Source organism: Pseudomonas sp. GM79, assembly GCF_000282495.1.
GTDB lineage: Bacteria > Pseudomonadota > Gammaproteobacteria > Pseudomonadales > Pseudomonadaceae > Aquipseudomonas.
On record NZ_AKJE01000028.1, the window covers coordinates 28,383 to 44,640 of the forward strand.

The following is a 16,258-nucleotide window of genomic DNA, read 5'->3' on the forward strand; positions in this document are numbered from 1 at the left end:
AAGCCTCTTACTGTTTGCCCGATTTTCCCAGCGCTTTAGCCACCAGTTGTTCGTAGAGTTCGGCGTAGGGTTCGACTGCCTTGCACCAGTTGAACGGCGCCGCCATAGCTCGGCAACGCATCGCGTTGAGCAGGCCGGGGAAGGCGAACACCTTGAACGCGCGGCTCAGGGCTTCGCGATAACTCTCCACCGTGGATTCGTCGAAGAGGAAACCGGTCACGCCGTTTTCGATGGTGTCGGCCAGGCCGCCGGTATTGCGGGCCACCGGCAATGAACCGAAGCGCTGGGCGTACATCTGGCTCAGGCCGCAGGGTTCATAACGCGAAGGCATCAGCAAAAAGTCACTGCCGGCGAACATCCGGCGGGCGTCGGTTTCATTGAAGCCGATGTGCACGCCGACTTGCCCGGGGAAGCGCAACGCCAGTTCACGCATGGCCTGTTCTTCTTCCGGTTCGCCACGGCCGATGATCGCGATCTGCCCACCGTTGGCGACAATGTATTCAGCCACCGCTTCGGTCAGGTCCAGGCCTTTCTGGTAGACCAGCCGCGAGACTACGGCAAACAGCGGACCATCGGAGTCGTCGAGGTCGAACAGCCGGCGAACATGCGCCGCGTTGACTGCTTTGCCGTCCCAGTCGCCGATGCCGAACGGGTGGAACAGGTGCGGATCGGTCGCTGCATCCCAGCTTTCATCGATGCCATTGGGAATCCCGCTGAGCAGTCCCTGCTGGGTCTTGGCGGCGAGAAAACCGTCGAGACCGCAGCCAAAGGCCGGCGTGGTGATTTCCTGGGCATAGGTCGCGCTGACGGTGGTGATGTGGCTCGAGTAGGCCATGCCGGCTTTGAGGAACGACATCTTGCCGTAAAACTCCATGCCTTCCTGTTGCAAGGCATGCATGGGGATACCGAGTTCCGGGCACGAGCCGAGGCTGGTGACACCTTGGTACGCCAGGTTGTGAATGGTAAAAAGGGTCGGGGTGCGTTGGCCACGCCAGTGCATATAGGCCGGCGCCAGGCCTGCGGGCCAGTCGTGGGCGTGCACCAGGTCCGGGCACCAGTGAATTTGGGCGAGGTTGGCGGCGATATCGGCTGCTGCGAGGCCCAATCGGGCGAAACGAATGTGGTTGTCCGGCCAGTCGCGGCCGTTGTTGGCGCCGTAAGGTGAACCTTCGCGCTCGTACAATTCAGGGCAGATCAACACGTAAATGACCAGGCCGTCGGGCATGTCCATGCGCCCGATCTTGCAGGGCGGCAACGCTGCGTGCCCGCCCAGTTCACCGATGATATGAATCGGGTTTTCGCTATTCATCACTTGCGGATAACCGGGGATCAGCACACGGACATCGTGCAGATGCGCCATCGCCCGTGGCAGTGCGGCGGAAACGTCGCCAAGACCTCCGGTCTTTACCAGGTCGGCAATCTCCGAGGTGACGAACAGGACTCTCTTCTTGTTGGGATTCTGACTGACTACCGGTGCCAGTGTCTTGGGGACGGGCGCGTTGACCGATTTGGCACTGAGGACACCGACGGTGCTCGTTTCCCCGACCTGCTGATGAGCACGTTCTCCCTGGATATCTAAAGCCGCACTGGTCATATGAATCTCCCGTGTTGTTGATCTAATTCTAGGCCTGGCACAAACGGTGTTCGTGGCCAAATCCTGTGGCCGGGCGCAAACGCGCTACGCATCGGTGAGCAAGTGCTGCCCATGCGCTGAAGCAGAATGGGTGAAGTGGCTGTTGCAAGGAATGCACCAGTCGCTGTGGCCCTACTCTTAACCTGACTCGCGGCCAGTACCAAAAGTTTCGATTATTTTCACCGAATGACCGACCGGTTTTACCCCGCGAAAATGAGTCTAGGCCAGAACTTAGAGCAGGGCCGGTCAACTGCGAAATTGTTCGACAATCGGTTGGAAGAGGGTACAAAACACGCGGGCTTTTTGGGGGAGCGCACCGACGAAGGGCAGGTTGGTTTTTGGGTGTGGGTCAAATCGGGACCGAGAGGTCACGATAATCGGGCGTGATGGGATGTGGGTTGCACCATTGCGGTGCGTATGGTTCAGGGGAATGTGGCGGATTTGAAGGCCTCTTCGCGAGCAAGCCCGCTCCCACAGGGGATTGGTTGTGGTCACCTATTTTGTGTACACCCGAGATCAATGTGGGAGCGGGCTTGCTCGCGAAGAACGATAACGCGGTCTTAGCTCAGAATCCGAATGGGCTCCTCTGCCGCCCAAGCCTGAATGTCCTCAATCATCTGCGAAAAGAACAGTTGGTAATTCTGCCGGCTGACATACCCGACATGAGGCGTGGCCAGCACATTGTCCAGCGTTCTGAAAGGATGATGGCAGGGCAAAGGCTCGTGCTCGAATACGTCGAGCGCCGCGCCCGCCAAGCGTTTTTTCTGAAGTGCCTTGATCAGCGCCGACTCATCGACAATCGGCCCGCGGGCGGTGTTGATCAGCCATGCCGTGGGTTTCATCCAGTCCAGTGCCTGAGCGTCCACCAGCCCTCGGCTGCGCTCGCTGAGCACCAGATGGACCGACAGCACATCGGCCTGCTCGAACAGTTCCTGCTTGCTGACATAGGTGACTTCGACTTCGGCAGCTCGTTCGGCGGTCAGGTTTTCGCTCCAGGCAATCACCCGCATGCCGAACACCTGCCCGAACCGGGCTACCCGTTGACCAATGCTGCCCAGACCGAGGATCGCCAAGGTCTTGCCCTGCAGGTCGCCGCCCAACCCTTGTTGCCACTGACCGGCGCGCAAGGCGTTGGCTTCGCCCACCAGGTTGCGTGTTGCGGCCATGATCAGCGCCCAGGTCAGTTCGGGGGCGGCGTGTTTGTAGCTGTCGGTGCCGCACACCTGAATGCCCAGCGCGGTGGCGGCTTTCAGGTCCAGGGCAGCGTTGCGCATGCCGCCGGTAACCAGCAGTTTGAGTGTGGGCAAGCGGCGCAGCAGGTCTTCGTCGAACCGGGTGCGCTCGCGCATCACGCAGATCACCTCGAATGCGCCGAGCCGTTCGGCCAGGGTTTCGTTGTCGGCCGGGTAGTCATGGATAAAACTCACCTGGCCAATGCTGTCCAGCACCGACCAGTCCACCACATCGCGAGCCACGTCCTGCCAGTCATCGATCACCGCAATCTGCACCGCCATCAGCCTTACCTCATCAACGAACGGGATTGGTTTTGTTTAGCCAGTCGAGTAATGCCTGATGGAATTTGGCCGGTTCCTCCATCTGCGGCGCGTGGCCCATGCCGGGGAATTCGATCAGCGTCGACCGGGGAATCAGTTCCGCCACTTGCTTGCCGAGTACGTCGTAATGACCGATTTTCGCCTTGACCTCGGGCGGTGCGATGTTCTTGTTGATGGCCGTGGTGTCGCGGGTGCCAATCAGCAGCAGGGTCGGCACTTTCAGGTCCTTGAACTCGTAGTACACCGGTTGGGTGAAGATCATGTCGTAAATCAGCGCCGAGTTCCAAGCCACCGCTGTTTTGCCTGGCCCTTTTGCCAGGCCCGCGTACATGTTCACCCAACGATCAAACTCCGGCTTCCAGCGGCCATCGTAATAGGTGTTGCGTTGGTAGTCGTGGATGCCTTGTGCCGTGACTTTCAGCTCGCGCTCATACCATTGATCAACCGTGAGATAGGGCACGCCAAGGGCCTTCCAGTCTTCCAGGCCGATTGGATTGACCAGGGCCAACTGTTCGACTTGATCGGGGTATTGCAACGCATAGCGGGTGGCGAGCATGCCGCCGGTGGAGTGGCCGAGCAGGGTGGCTTTCTGGATGCCCAGGGTTTTGAGCAGTTGCTGGGTGTTGGCTGCCAGTTGCTGGAAAGTGTATTGATAGTGGTCCGGTTTGCTGGAGGTGCAAAAGCCGATCTGGTCCGGCGCGATGACCCGGTAACCGGCCTCGCTCAGCGCCTTGATCGAGCTGTCCCAGGTCGCGCCGCAGAAGTTTTTGCCGTGCATCAGCACCACGCTGCGTCCATTGACCTTGCCTTGGGCGGCAACGTCCATGTAACCCATCTGCAGGGGTTTGCCTTGGGACTCAAAGTCGTAGTACTTGACCGTGTAGGGGTAATCGAAGCCCTGAAGTTGCGGGCCGTATTCTGGCGTTTCGGCCTGGTTCTGGGCGTGAGCGAGAACGGGCAGAGCCGCTGTCAGCAGCAGGCCGGGTAACCAGCGGGAGAGGATGGGCGACATGGGTAAAGCTCCACAGGAAATCCGCCGATGCTGGACTGGCATGATTAGGGTGACATTAAACATTAGGTCATGGCCGCAATGCCGAGCGAAATCCATGTGGGAGCGGGCTTGCTCGCGAAGGTGGTGTGCCAGACAACATTAATGTCGACTGACACTCCCTCTTCGCGAGCAAGCCCGCTCCCACAGGTTCCGCGCCGCCACCGCCATGACCATTCAACCCATCCACCCCAGCGTAGCCACGGCCAACACACCATAGCGGGCGCCCTTGGCGAGTGTCACGATCACCAGGAAACGCCCCAACGGTTCGCGCATGACGCCAGCCACCAGCGTCAGTGGATCGCCGATGATGGGCACCCAACTGAGTAACAATGACCAATGGCCATAACGCTGGTAGTGCTTTTGGGCTTGCTCGAGATGGCGAGGGCTGACCGGAAACCAGCGCCGCTCGCGAAACCGCTCGATGCCGCGCCCTAGCCACCAGTTCAGCAGCGAGCCCAGCACATTGCCCAGCGTTGCGACTGCCAACAACGACCAGAGCCAATCCTGATTGCTGAGCAACAACCCCACCAGCACTGCTTCGGATTGCAGTGGCAGCAGCGTCGCGGCACCGAACGCCGCGAGAAACAGCCCGATGTAGGCGCCGAACATCAATGGGCGGGGTAGTCCGCCACCACCACGTCAGTGCCGTCCTTTTTCAAACCGATCACTTGATAGGCATCGCTCATGCCGTCCATTTCCATGCCGGGCGAGCCCATGGGCATGCCGGGTGCGGCAACCCCCAACAAATCGTCACGCTTGCTCAAGGCCAGTACTTGATCGGCCGGCACGTGGCCTTCGACGAATTTGCCGTTGATAAGGCCGGTGTGACACGACGCGAGGCGAGGTGGCACACCGTGTTGTTGCTTGAATTGGCTCATGTCGGCTTCAACATGGTCTGCGACCTTGAAACCGTTGGCTTCCAGATGGCTGACCCATTTTTTGCAGCAACCGCAGTTGGCATCGCGATGAACTTCGATGGGAATCAGCTCAGCAGCCTGGGCCAGGGAAGAGATGAAAAGGGCGCTCAGGGCGGCCAGACGCAGGTGGGTTCGCATGGGGATCTCGTCTCGGGTTGTGGCCAAAAAGATGCATTTTGACCCGTTTACCCAACAAAGAGACAGTGGATTGTTTCGAAGTAATACAGCGTTGGGTAAACCCCCTCGCCACAGGGGGACATGCCAACCTGTTGCGATCAACGCACCTTGAGCGCCAGCAAGTTGGTTTGCCCGGCACGCACAAATAACTAACCAAGGTGTACATGAGCTTGATTAGTGATATTCGCCAATATCGAAAGATCATGTAGATCAATGAAACAAGACGCTTTCTGGTATGTACCGTAAATGTATGAGAATTGTAAAAAATTGAAATATTTGTTGGTGACGTTAGAGCACACATCGATACTCGCCCGCACCTATCTCGGTTAAACAAGGAACTTTTATGGTCGCCTCACAAGGACGTCTGTGTGTTTTGGATGATCGGCATCCCGTCACGCAGTCGGGAGCCCGGTCATGACAATCGGCTATACAGGCGCGTGGACGAGCAAGGCAGGTTTACTGGTCAAGGATACCGGCAGCGGCAAGCCTGTTACCCACAGCGCCAGGGTCAAGCAGATGCTGGCATTGGTGGGAAGTAATCCCAATGCGCTGAATACGGCGAAAATGGATGAACAGAAACTGCACAGGAACATCAAGGGCTTCGATCCGGAAAATGTATCCGCCAAGCAACTGGGCAATCTCAGTGCCTTCTTGAGAGGCAAAGGCCTGATTTCCGATATTACTTCGATGACCTTGCTTAATGCCGGTGACAAGTTTGATCGTTTTGGCGTACAGAAAGACCCGGATGCAAAGTTCAATGCGCTGGAGTATTTCGCCACGCAACTGGACACCATTCAGAACAACAGTATCAAGGGTGACAAGTACGCCGTTGGCCTGATCCCTGAATACAAGACGGCGATCTACGTACTGCAGAACTTGCAAGCTTACGGCAAGGGCAACGGTACGACGGTTCCTAATGACAAGGGCGTTAACGCCAAGGCGTGATGTCTGGCAGCGCTGGCCCGCTCGAACCATCGAACGGGCCGGGCACCTGTTATCGGTCAAGCAACTTCATGACTTCTTCCGGATAACGCAGCCCTGCCGTGGCATTGGCCGGGAATATCGCTTCCAGGGCCTGCAACTCTTCGCGGCTCAGCTTCACGTCCAGCGCGGCCACATTTTCTTCCAGGTATTTACGCTGTTTGGTGCCTGGAATCGGGATCAGGTAATCCCCTTGGGCCAAGACCCACGCCAACGCCAGTTGTCCCGCCGTCACACCTTTGTCGGTGGCCAGGGTCTGCACTTGCTGCACCAGCAACAGGTTTTTAGCGAAGTTTTCCCCTTGAAAGCGTGGACTGAAGCGACGGTAGTCATCGGCCGCGAAATCATCCGGGCTTTTCAGTGCACCGGTCAAAAAGCCCCGGCCCAACGGACTGTAAGGCACAAAAGCAACACCCAGACGCTGGCAAGCTGCCAGGCAGCCGTTCTCCTCTTGGTCGCGGCTCCATAGCGAGTATTCACTTTGCAGTGCGCTGATCGGGTGAACCGTGTTCGCTCGCTCCAGCGTGGTGACCGATGCTTCACTCAATCCCAGGTAACGCACCTTGCCGGCCTTCACCAGTTCTGCCATGGCGCCGACGGTTTCCTCGATGGCCACCTGCGGATCGATGCGGTGCTGGTAATACAAATCCAGGGTCTCCACACCCAGACGTTTGAGGGTGCCGTCGATAGATTTGTGTATGTATTCCGGTCGACCGTTGACGCCCCGTGCACCGGGGGAGGATGGGTCACGGACAATGCCGAATTTGCTGGCGAGAAACACCTGGTCACGCTTGCCGGCAATGGCCTTGCCAATCAGTTCTTCATTGGTATGTGGGCCGTACATGTCTGCCGTGTCGAGCAGGTTGATTCCCAGTTCCAGCGCGCGGTGCAAAGTGGCCGTGGCTTCGCGGGTGTTTACGCCGGTGGTGTAGAAATCGGTCATGCCCATGCAGCCCAGACCGATCGCGCTCACCTGCGGACCGTTTTTGCCCAGTTGACGTGTTTGCATGAAATCAGCTCCCTGTGAATTGAAATCCTATTGTTAACCTCGACAGAAACAAGATAAACCGGCTAAAACTGCTATCACTATTTGTAATTTCTAAATAATCAGCCGGTAAGCCAAAGCAATGGACCGTTTCAACGCCATGCGCGTATTCACCCGAATCGTCGAACTGGGCGGCTTCGCCAAAGCGGCAGACAGCCTGCAATTGCCCCGGGCTTCGGTGACCATTCTGATCAAGCAACTTGAGGCTCATCTGGGTGTGCAACTGCTGCAACGCACCACCCGGCAGATCAGCCTGACGCTCGATGGCGCCGCCTATTACCCACGTTGCGTGCGGCTGCTGGCGGATCTGGAGGAGACCGAAGCGGTGTTTTCCGCTGCTCGCCAAAACCCCAAAGGTCTGCTGCGAGTGGATATGCCTGCGGGAGTGGGACGTTTGATCGTGATTCCGGCATTGCCGCAATTCACTGACCGGTATCCCTTGATCGAACTGGAAATCGGGTTGAATGACCGGCCAGTGGATCTGATCCGCGAAGGTGTCGATTGCGTGTTGCGGGGTGGCTCGGCCCTGGACGATTCTCTGGTGGCAAGGCCGCTGGTCATGATGGACCAGGTCACCTGCGCGAGCCCGCAATATTTGCAACGTCACGGAACGCCTCAGTGTCTGGTCGATCTCGACGGCCACCAGATGGTGGAGTATTTCTCCAGCAGCACCAGCAAGCGTTACGGGCTGGAGTTTGTGGTTGATGGTCAGGTGCAGCCGATCGATCTGCCCAAACAGGTTTCAGTCAACAGCGCCGATGGATATCTCGCCGCTTGCGAAGCGGGCTATGGTCTGGTCCAGACCCCGTATTATCACGTCGCACGACAACTGGACGAAGGCCGTTTGTGTGAAGTGCTAAAGGCAGTGCCGCCACCGGCGTTTCCGTTGACGGCGCTCTATCCACCGCACCGCCAGTTGTCTCGACGGGTGAGGGTGTTTGTCGATTGGCTGGTGGAGCTTTGCGCGCAGCCGAGCTGTGACTTTTATAGAAAACACTCAAGCGGCTGAGCGGGAACCGATACGGGCGTCGACGTACCGGTGAGTTCTCGTGGCATTTGCGTTTTGCTGTAAGTCGTCATGCAATCGTTGCATGTGCGCGCAGTGCAGGTTGAGGGATCGAGACTGGACGCCTCGATGAAACAGGGCGAACCAGCCATTATCATCTGGCGTGGGCATCAAGCCGGTGAAGGCGAAGCCCAGCGCCGAAAAACTCAGCATGTCCCGGGCAAAGTGCCGGGACAGTTCCAGCCGTGCCGAGATCAGCCAGTGCTGGGGTAATTGGCTGATCTGCTCAAGCAAACGTCTGTTCAAACGCTGAATGACAATGTCGAACCGATGCTGATGTTGTTTGATTTGCAGCGGCATCGCGGGTTGTGACGCCTTGTCCTGGCAGGCTCCGAACACCGAGCACAGGTGCTGCATGAATGCTCGGCAGCTTTCAGGCCAGGGGATGTCGGGGAGCGGGCGCGTGTGTCCTTCGATCATGTGACTGCCCATCACGATGGTTTCCGGGAGCGATTCACCGAATGGCGAAGGGACGTAATCGGGAAGCAGTCCAGTGCTGTGAAAACCGATATTCTCTGCCATGCGTTGAGTGTAGGGATGGTGGGTCACTTGCTTGATCGATACGCTCCGGATCCCCAGAGAACCCGACAACATCAATAACTCTCGGCCCAGGCGCGTCGCGATATGCTGCCCCTGGGCGACGGGATGCACCACGCTGAGGGCCAGTTCTGCGGTATTCGAAGGCGAGTCGCGGCACAGCGCGGCATGCCCGAGCACCCGCGCGTCATCCACGGCCAGCATGGATTGCCAACGGCCTTCGGCGTTGTGCTGATCGATCATGTCCGGCAGGTAAATATCCGGCTGAGCGTAAAGATCGCCGTAGACCTCTCGAAACAACCGGCTCACGGCATCTGCGTCGCAAGGACGGTAGGGGCGAAATATCAACCGGGTCATTGCGCGGGCTCCTGCGAGCAAACGTCATACACTCGCAAATCCCGCACTCGCAATTGTTTGCCCGAGCGAGGGTGAAGCTGCAGGTCTGTGGCTGCGCAGGAAAGTACTCGAAACTCCAGCAGACCCTCGCGGCTCAGGTCGTCGATGGCAGGGTAGTGGGCAAGCAAAGCTTCACGCAATGCGCGGAGTACCGGCTCGACGGTTTGTGACTGAGGTTCGGGCACCCACTTCACGCTCAACAGATCCTTGGGGCCGGTCTGTTCGATCAGCAATTGCCATTGCTCGCTGTGCGCTACGCGCTGAATGATCTCGTGTATTTCTTCGGTAAACAGCGACAGCACGCCGACTCGTACCCGCTGACTGTGGGCGCTACGCCCCTTGAGGGCGAATTTACGCCTCGGGGTTGCGGTTGGTTCACGCCAACATGCACGGTCGCCCACCGGGTAACGCAGCAGCGGCATGAGCCGGCGTGTCAGATTGGTCTGCACTAGCATCCCGATACGATCGCATTCTTCAATCACTTCACCGGTGTGTTCATCGATGATTTGCAGCAAGGTTTGCTGTTCGAATACCCGATGCTCGCCCAATGCGCAGTCGCGAGTGCTGGCCCCTATGAGCCCGGCGTCTACGCTGGCGTAGCCGATAGAGGCAATACGGGCGTTGGGGAATACTTCATCGAGGATTGCCAACTGCGGGGCAAACAGGCTTTCGCCGCCATACAGCAGCGTCTCGACCCCGCACAGCACACGCCGATGCTGCGTCAGGTAGGCGGCGAATCGAAGTAACTGTGCGGGCACCCCGGCCAGAACATTGATTCGGTGTCGTGCGATCGCATCCGCCAGTACGTCCGGTTCGATGTCTCCGGTAAACGGAAACTCACAGATGGATCGTCCGACATGGGCCAGGGAATCGTGGACAAACAGAAAACTGGCGTAGAGATCCCCTGAAAAGAACAGATTGGCGACGCGGTCGCCATTGTTCAATTGAGAAGAGAGACTGTTTCCGAATGTACTGACCAGTGTTTGCCATTCCTCGTAGGAGTAAACCGCAAGTTTTCCCTGGCTGGTCGAACCTCCGGTTTTAAACACCAACGCATCATCAACATTTCCCGTCAAGACCGGCCAATGATTCAGATCATTGCTGCCGGTCCAATAGTTGGTCACATTGGTTAACGGTAAATCTTTTAAAGTAATACCTGTGGTGGGTAAATGTTTCAGATGCGCGCTGTAGTAGTTTGAGTGTTGTCGTACAAAAGACACGAGTTGTTCGAGCGAATGAATTGATTTCACTGGATTCTCTTTTCTAATCAGGCGTTTTGGTTTGAAAAAAACACGGTCGTTGAAACGTTCTGTTTTTATATTCTTCGATCGACAATCAGTGGGGCTTTTCCGCTGTGCTTGTTTCGTATGAATTCATGTTCAGCGCAGGCGGTAACTTCGACAATTAACAGGGCAGCGGCTATGGCATTTGCCAATGCTTCATGGGTCAGCAATTTTTCTCGTACCCAAGTGATATCGGCATCCGTTCGAACTTGCATTCGTTCGACGCCACTGGCGGTGTAGTCCAGCACAACTTGAATGGGGACTCCTACGCTGTGTTCCAGCGCCGAAGGTGAGATGAACTCCGTGCCAATCCGCACCAGCTTGCCGTGCCGCTGCAGCAGTTCGAATCGTGGCGTTTCCAGTCCGCAAGGACAGGCTCCGGGGAGCCAGCGGCCGGTGTCGCCGATGTCATATCGGTGAACCCGCTGACCTTGTCGGGCGCGGGAAGTAAATAGCAGACGGCCGATCTCATTGGCTTGCACCGGCACATCCTGTTCGAGCTGAACGATCTCCAGATACTGGGTCTCGCACATCAAGTGGAACACGCCGTCCGCGGTCGCCCGGCAGGCATGACCCAGTGGGCCTGCATCGACGGATCCATAGAGAGCAGAACGAATCGTCGACACTGCGCAACTTTCCATCAGGCGTCGACTGGCCTCGCCCGGATGCTCGCCGCCGAGAAGCACTTTGCCAATACCGGCATAGTCGCGAAGTCGCGCCTGCTCCCTGAAAAACAGGCGGTGCAGCGTACTGGGCATGCCAATCAGCACGGTGACTCGTTGCTCCACGATCAGTCGGGCGATTTCGCTGAAGTCGTCGTCCTGGGGAGCCCCCATAGGCAAATGTGCAACGCCCATCTGTTCAAGAATGCTCGAAAAGCTGAAAAAACCACCGTACAGGTTCCCGCCATAGAACAGGTTCATCACTCGGTCCTGTGACGGATCGAGCCCGACAGCGAACATGCCATCAGCCGCGGCGCGCATTTGTCGTTGGAAGTCTCGGTAGCTGAAACCTGCCAGGGCCGGAGTGCCGCTGCTACCGCCGGAGCGAAAATACAGCTGTGCCGTGGGGTTGATCGGCTGGGTCGTGAAGGTGTCTTTGTCCATGATCGGGCCACGGGCTGTGTCAGGGGCAGGCGGCACCGGGTCGAGCGTTGAGCGGCCAATCGAGACATCAGCGGCCAGGCTCACTGAGAGGCGGCGACTCAGGCGCGACAGCGCATAAACACCATCGTGAGGCTCGCCAGCGTAGCCATCATGAATCGTCTCGCAAGGAGCAATGCGAGTGACGCCGGCATTGACCAGTGTACGAACAAGCTCGGGTGTCCCTGCCGGGGAGGCTATCAATGCGCAGCTTTGCAGGACGTTTCGCCAAGGCAACAGTGATTCGGCAAGCAAGTGCTGTGGGACTGGCTTGAGCAGCACTGTACGAAACAGCGGCGACGGCGCAAGCGTCTGATGATGCTCCCAGATGACACGCCACCCGGAGCCGGTCCACACTTGGCCGGTCTGATCGGTAAAGCACTGATCAAGCTGCGCCATGGCAGTGCGTGTGGTGATTTCCGAAGCTTCCTGATCTGTCGGCATTAGCGCCGGCCACTGTTGGGCGCGACGTTTGAAGGCTTCGGCCAGACGCTCTCCGAGCGCGTGCAGGACCGCCGGATCGTTGCTGTCCACCAATACCCATTGAGGGCTGGAGCACGCTTGTTGATCCAGCCGACAGACCTCATCTACCAAGGCATCGAGCGCGGCGGGCTCTGCCGCTTCAGGTGACAGATAGGCGAAGCTGATCTTGTGCCCCCAATCGATCCAGCGGCATCCCGCAGGAATCTGCTGACGAATCGCCTTGAGCGCTGCTACACCACCCCAGGCCGATACTCCATCTGCCGTGGCGCAAAGTTGCGCTATCCGTGAGGTATCAACCGGCAGAACTGCTACGAATTCGGCCAGCCTGCCGCTGCTGTCGCATTGCACAAGGGCGGCCAGCAACTGTGCGGTCAACCCCTGATCGCTCGCGCTGGGGCGCAACCAGTTGATATTGCCGGCCAGCAGGCTTTCGAGTATTGCGCAGAAAGCCAGTAACGGCGCATTGCCTGGGGTGATATGCACCACCAATCCTAATGGATGCCAGCTTTCGAAACATGGCTGTCGATAGTCGATACGTCGCAGCGAACGCGGTTGCAGGCCCAGCTCTCGCTCAAGTTTTGTGCTCAGGTTGCTGCGCTGGCAGAAATCGATCAGCCCCTGATATTGCTCATCGTCAAGGGACAGATCCTGGCTACGAGATTGCAACTTCGTGGCAAAGCGCACAGCAGACTCGATAACGGTCTCACTATCGATCGGTGAAGAAAGCAGCCGGGGCAATGGTTTCTTAAGGAGTTCGAGGGCACTTTCCGGGGTGATGTCATCACGCAACTGGCCATTGATCAGGTACATATCAAGCACCTGCGATCAATTCGGAAGCGGCCATGGCACAACTGCGACTGGCGGAGGTGCCGGCACGACCATGGAGCTCGAACCAATCGGTTGGCAGACCGCATCCGCAACTGGCGCCGGGATGCAAAGTTGCCAGATCGCCCATGACCACGGCATGGGCAGGGCTCGACGAAATGTACGGCGAGACGAATTCCAGCAAGCCACGCTGGCCGTATGGCTGGACAGTGAAATCGGATGGTTTGCGCACGAAAACCTTCGAATAGATCGGTACATGAAAATGATGGTGGGCACACTGGATATAAGGCACTGCATGCTCTACGGCGCCATAGCCGTCCCGACAGCGGGGCAGGTCGATACCCAATTGCCGATTGATTCGGGCATACAACTGATGCAGGGGAACCTCCTGTGCCGCCTGGGTTTTCCAGCCGCCCCCCAGAAACACCAGTGACTGGGCAGGCAACTGCAAATCAGCCACGCCGGTGTCTTCCATGCATTGAAGGGCATGCGAAAGGAACGCCGGAAAACCGAGAATGCGAACCGGCAATCCTTCCTCGGCAAATTCCTGCAAGGCTCGAATCACACCAAAAAGATCGAACTCATGACCTTTGCCGGTGAGGCGCAAGCCGTAAGCGACACGGTTGACGGGGGCGTAGCTGCAAAGAAACTGATCGGTATAGGCAGTGCCCAGGGTGATGGCTGCCTCGGGCTCATAGCTCAGGAGCAGATAGTTGCAGGGGCTGTCCGGTGTATCCCAGCCGTAATGCCGGAAAATGTGGTTCACCATGCCTTGTGCCGCGGCCATGCTGCGATGGTCGTAGCGCATGCGACTCTTTTGGCCGCTGGTGCCGGATGATGTCAGCTCCAGCGCGTCTTCGCCTGTGGGACCGAACACCAGATGACGTTTGAAGTAATTGGCGAAAATCGGCGGCAACCTTGACCAGTCATCCAGCGACTCCAGGGCGTTGGCGTCAAGATCATTAGCATTCAACCAGCGTTCGTATCCGGGAGTGTGATGACAATGAAACAGGCTGATTTCGCTCATGGCCCGGTCGAACAGACCGTCCGGCACGGAATCCAGGCAATAGGGTTGCGTTAACGCACAAAGCGCATCGGTATGGGGTAGATGGATCATCAAAAGACCTACTGGTTGGTGTCAGATCGCAAGCGGGATGTGAGAGCGACGCAGAAACAGTCTCAAGGGCGCCAGGCACAATAGCCCCATGAGACAGGCCATCAGAGCGAAGGCTTCAAGGCTGTCACCGGCACCCAAGGCCGCGATAATCGAGCCACCACCACCCATGACAGCGATGGAGATCATGCCGATCGCGGCTGAGACCAGCCCTTTACTGTCATCACTGGAAAACAGCGCGAGCCGGTACAGCGCGGCGTTGCTCATGCCAAGACCGATGGCGTAAAGCGACAGGCAACTGACCAACAGGAGCGTCGAGGCACCGATGAAAGTAATGGCGGCCAATGCGATGAGCCCACCGCAAAACGGCCAGAGCGCGTATCGAATCAGTTGGGGCAGTTCAGTGTTGGCAATCAATCGGTTGAGTATCAGATTGCCGAGAATGACTGCCGCAAATACCGGGATCTGCCACAGGCCGTACTGCAGGGTGGAAAGTCCCTGGTTCTGGATCAGCAAGAGAGGTGCCAGCCCGATCCAGGCAATCAACGGCAGGCTCATCAGTCCCAAGGCGACGGTGGCGCGCAGGAATTGCGTGTTGGTGAGCAAAGCGGCGTAGCGGCGCACCGTGCCGCCCCATTCAAAGGGGACGGCAGCCAGTCGCTGACCATCGTGACGCAAGGTGCCCACCGTTTCCGGCATGTACCAATAAAGCCCCAACCAGACCATCGCACCGCCGACCCCTAACAGTAAAAACAGCTCCCGCCAGGAGAGCCATTCCAGCATCAGGCTGCCGAGCAAGGGGCCCAGCAGCGGGGAGAGCAGCGCCACGTTGCCCAGCAATGCCATGATCTTTACTGCGTCGGCTTCACAGAAGACTTCTTGCAGGGCTGGATAACTGACCGCGATGACAAATCCCAATCCCATGCCCTGAATCAGGCGCAAACCATTGAAGACAAAGATGCTCTGCACGTAAAACGCCGCAGCACAGGCTAGAGCGAATACCGCACAACCGATGAGCAGCATTCTGCGACGACCGAAATGATCGGACAGCGGACCGATAAGCCACTGCAAAAGAATGCCCCCTGCCAAATAAAGATTGAAGGCGTAGGGAACATGACTCGCACTGGCATTCAATTGATCGGTTACGGTCAACATGGCCGGCATGATCATATCGCTGGCCATGTAGGTCAGAAGTTCAAAAAGAGTGATTGCAAGGCAAAAACCAAGGAGACGAGACGAACTTATATCTATTAACGGTTTGTGCATGATGTTCCTGTTGGTGCCGGAAGTTTGATAAGGCGGCAGAACAAGAGTATCCATGGCCCATGATGAATTTCATGTGCTTGTTTGAGGCAAAAAGTTTCAGTGTTTTTTCATTGTGTGTCAGATTTTGGACCTTTAGGGAAAATAGATCGTGAGTTCGTAATAAATTCCCAGTTTAATCAGAATTGTCCTACACGATAAATGCCTGCTAGAACGCATGCATGTGTATGGGGCTCGTAGGAAAGTTTTTGGGGTGAATAAATTCGGTTATATAACTGCTCAGGCAAACATATTGAATGTTATCGAGGCTGATCATAGCTGGGTGGCACGCCATAGCGGCGGTCGCTATGCAAGCCAACCATTAGGGGGGGACGATGCAGCCACTCAATGTCAAGGGGGTAAGCAAAGGAATCAGCAGTGTAATTCGCCGAAACATTTCAAAATCCTCATGGTTATCGCCGCAATGAAGTCAAATTTCGTCATCGGCTGTAACATGAGACCCCGTTTGCAGCCCTCATTCCCGCAGACCGGTAGTGGCTTGGCATGCAATCGGATACAAATCGGATACTTTTTTTGGTTCAGGAACCCGCAATGACCCAGTCGCAACGTTTGAAATACTCGATACTGATTTCCCTGGTGGTGCTGGGGATCATGTTCGGCCTTTCCTGGCTGCAAAATGCAGGGATCATCACAGAGCAGCTGTTCCAGTACATCGCCATTGGCGTGGCGGTGCTCGTGGTGGTGATCAATGGCGTGATGCGTCGCAAGGTCAAGCCTTGAGCGACGCCCCAT

14 protein-coding genes are annotated in these 16,258 nt (G+C 57.2%); 3 read left to right on the top strand and 11 right to left on the bottom strand.

All coding sequences use genetic code 11. The annotated features are described in order from the left end of the window. Nucleotides 1-7 precede the first annotated feature (7 nt). From glgA to PMI36_RS22415, 5 genes are all read right to left on the bottom strand, one after another. Nucleotides 8-1,594, bottom strand: coding sequence for a glycogen synthase GlgA (glgA, locus tag PMI36_RS22435; protein ID WP_008069181.1), 1,587 nt, complete (start codon nucleotides 1,592-1,594; stop codon nucleotides 8-10). Nucleotides 1,595-2,193: 599 nt separating this feature from the next. Continuing rightward, the gene (locus tag PMI36_RS22430) at nucleotides 2,194-3,147 is read right to left on the bottom strand and encodes a D-2-hydroxyacid dehydrogenase family protein (RefSeq protein WP_008069182.1); all 954 of its coding nucleotides are present in this window, start codon (nucleotides 3,145-3,147) and stop codon (nucleotides 2,194-2,196) included. 13 nt (nucleotides 3,148-3,160) lie between these two features. After that, nucleotides 3,161-4,198, bottom strand: a complete 1,038-nt coding sequence (locus PMI36_RS22425) for an alpha/beta fold hydrolase (protein WP_008069183.1) — start codon at nucleotides 4,196-4,198, stop codon at nucleotides 3,161-3,163. A 213-nt stretch (nucleotides 4,199-4,411) separates the two neighbouring features. Then, nucleotides 4,412-4,846: a YqaA family protein gene (locus tag PMI36_RS22420; protein ID WP_008069184.1), complete on the bottom strand. Its 435-nt coding sequence runs from the start codon at nucleotides 4,844-4,846 to the stop codon at nucleotides 4,412-4,414. After that, the gene (locus tag PMI36_RS22415; protein WP_008069185.1) at nucleotides 4,846-5,292 is read right to left on the bottom strand and encodes a DUF411 domain-containing protein; all 447 of its coding nucleotides are present in this window, start codon (nucleotides 5,290-5,292) and stop codon (nucleotides 4,846-4,848) included. Before PMI36_RS22415 ends, PMI36_RS22420 begins: the two co-directional genes overlap by 1 nt. A 453-nt stretch (nucleotides 5,293-5,745) precedes the next feature. Between PMI36_RS22415 and PMI36_RS22410 the strand changes: the two genes are divergently transcribed. After that, on the top strand, nucleotides 5,746-6,276 hold the full coding sequence (locus PMI36_RS22410; RefSeq protein ID WP_008069187.1) for a hypothetical protein: 531 nt from the start codon (nucleotides 5,746-5,748) through the stop codon (nucleotides 6,274-6,276). Between the two features lie 49 nt (nucleotides 6,277-6,325). On the opposite strand, the gene PMI36_RS22405 is transcribed toward PMI36_RS22410, so the two are convergent. Continuing rightward, nucleotides 6,326-7,321 (bottom strand): aldo/keto reductase, encoded by a 996-nt coding sequence (locus PMI36_RS22405; RefSeq protein WP_008069189.1) that lies wholly within the window; start codon nucleotides 7,319-7,321, stop codon nucleotides 6,326-6,328. Nucleotides 7,322-7,439: 118 nt separating this feature from the next. Between PMI36_RS22405 and PMI36_RS22400 the strand changes: the two genes are divergently transcribed. Then, nucleotides 7,440-8,366, top strand: a complete 927-nt coding sequence (locus PMI36_RS22400) for a LysR family transcriptional regulator (RefSeq protein WP_008069191.1) — start codon at nucleotides 7,440-7,442, stop codon at nucleotides 8,364-8,366. Here PMI36_RS22400 and PMI36_RS22395 read toward each other — a convergent pair. From PMI36_RS22395 to PMI36_RS22375, 5 genes are all read right to left on the bottom strand, one after another. After that, complete coding sequence (locus tag PMI36_RS22395) at nucleotides 8,355-9,317, bottom strand: GNAT family N-acetyltransferase (RefSeq protein ID WP_008069193.1); 963 nt, start codon at nucleotides 9,315-9,317, stop codon at nucleotides 8,355-8,357. The genes PMI36_RS22400 and PMI36_RS22395 overlap by 12 nt on opposite strands. Next, the gene (locus PMI36_RS22390; RefSeq protein WP_008069194.1) at nucleotides 9,314-10,606 is read right to left on the bottom strand and encodes an AMP-binding protein; all 1,293 of its coding nucleotides are present in this window, start codon (nucleotides 10,604-10,606) and stop codon (nucleotides 9,314-9,316) included. Before PMI36_RS22390 ends, PMI36_RS22395 begins: the two co-directional genes overlap by 4 nt. A gap of 65 nt (nucleotides 10,607-10,671) precedes the next feature. Then, a complete protein-coding gene (locus tag PMI36_RS22385) occupies nucleotides 10,672-13,074 on the bottom strand; it encodes an aldehyde dehydrogenase family protein (protein WP_008069195.1) in 2,403 nt (800 codons plus the stop codon). A gap of 1 nt (nucleotide 13,075) precedes the next feature. Beyond that, on the bottom strand, nucleotides 13,076-14,206 hold the full coding sequence (locus tag PMI36_RS22380) for a LuxE/PaaK family acyltransferase (RefSeq protein ID WP_008069197.1): 1,131 nt from the start codon (nucleotides 14,204-14,206) through the stop codon (nucleotides 13,076-13,078). 21 nt (nucleotides 14,207-14,227) lie between these two features. Next, nucleotides 14,228-15,469 (bottom strand): MdfA family multidrug efflux MFS transporter, encoded by a 1,242-nt coding sequence (locus PMI36_RS22375; protein WP_008069199.1) that lies wholly within the window; start codon nucleotides 15,467-15,469, stop codon nucleotides 14,228-14,230. Nucleotides 15,470-16,057: 588 nt separating this feature from the next. Here PMI36_RS22375 and PMI36_RS22370 point away from each other — a divergent pair. After that, the gene (locus PMI36_RS22370) at nucleotides 16,058-16,246 is read left to right on the top strand and encodes a hypothetical protein (protein ID WP_007901365.1); all 189 of its coding nucleotides are present in this window, start codon (nucleotides 16,058-16,060) and stop codon (nucleotides 16,244-16,246) included. Nucleotides 16,247-16,258: the final 12 nt, after the last annotated feature.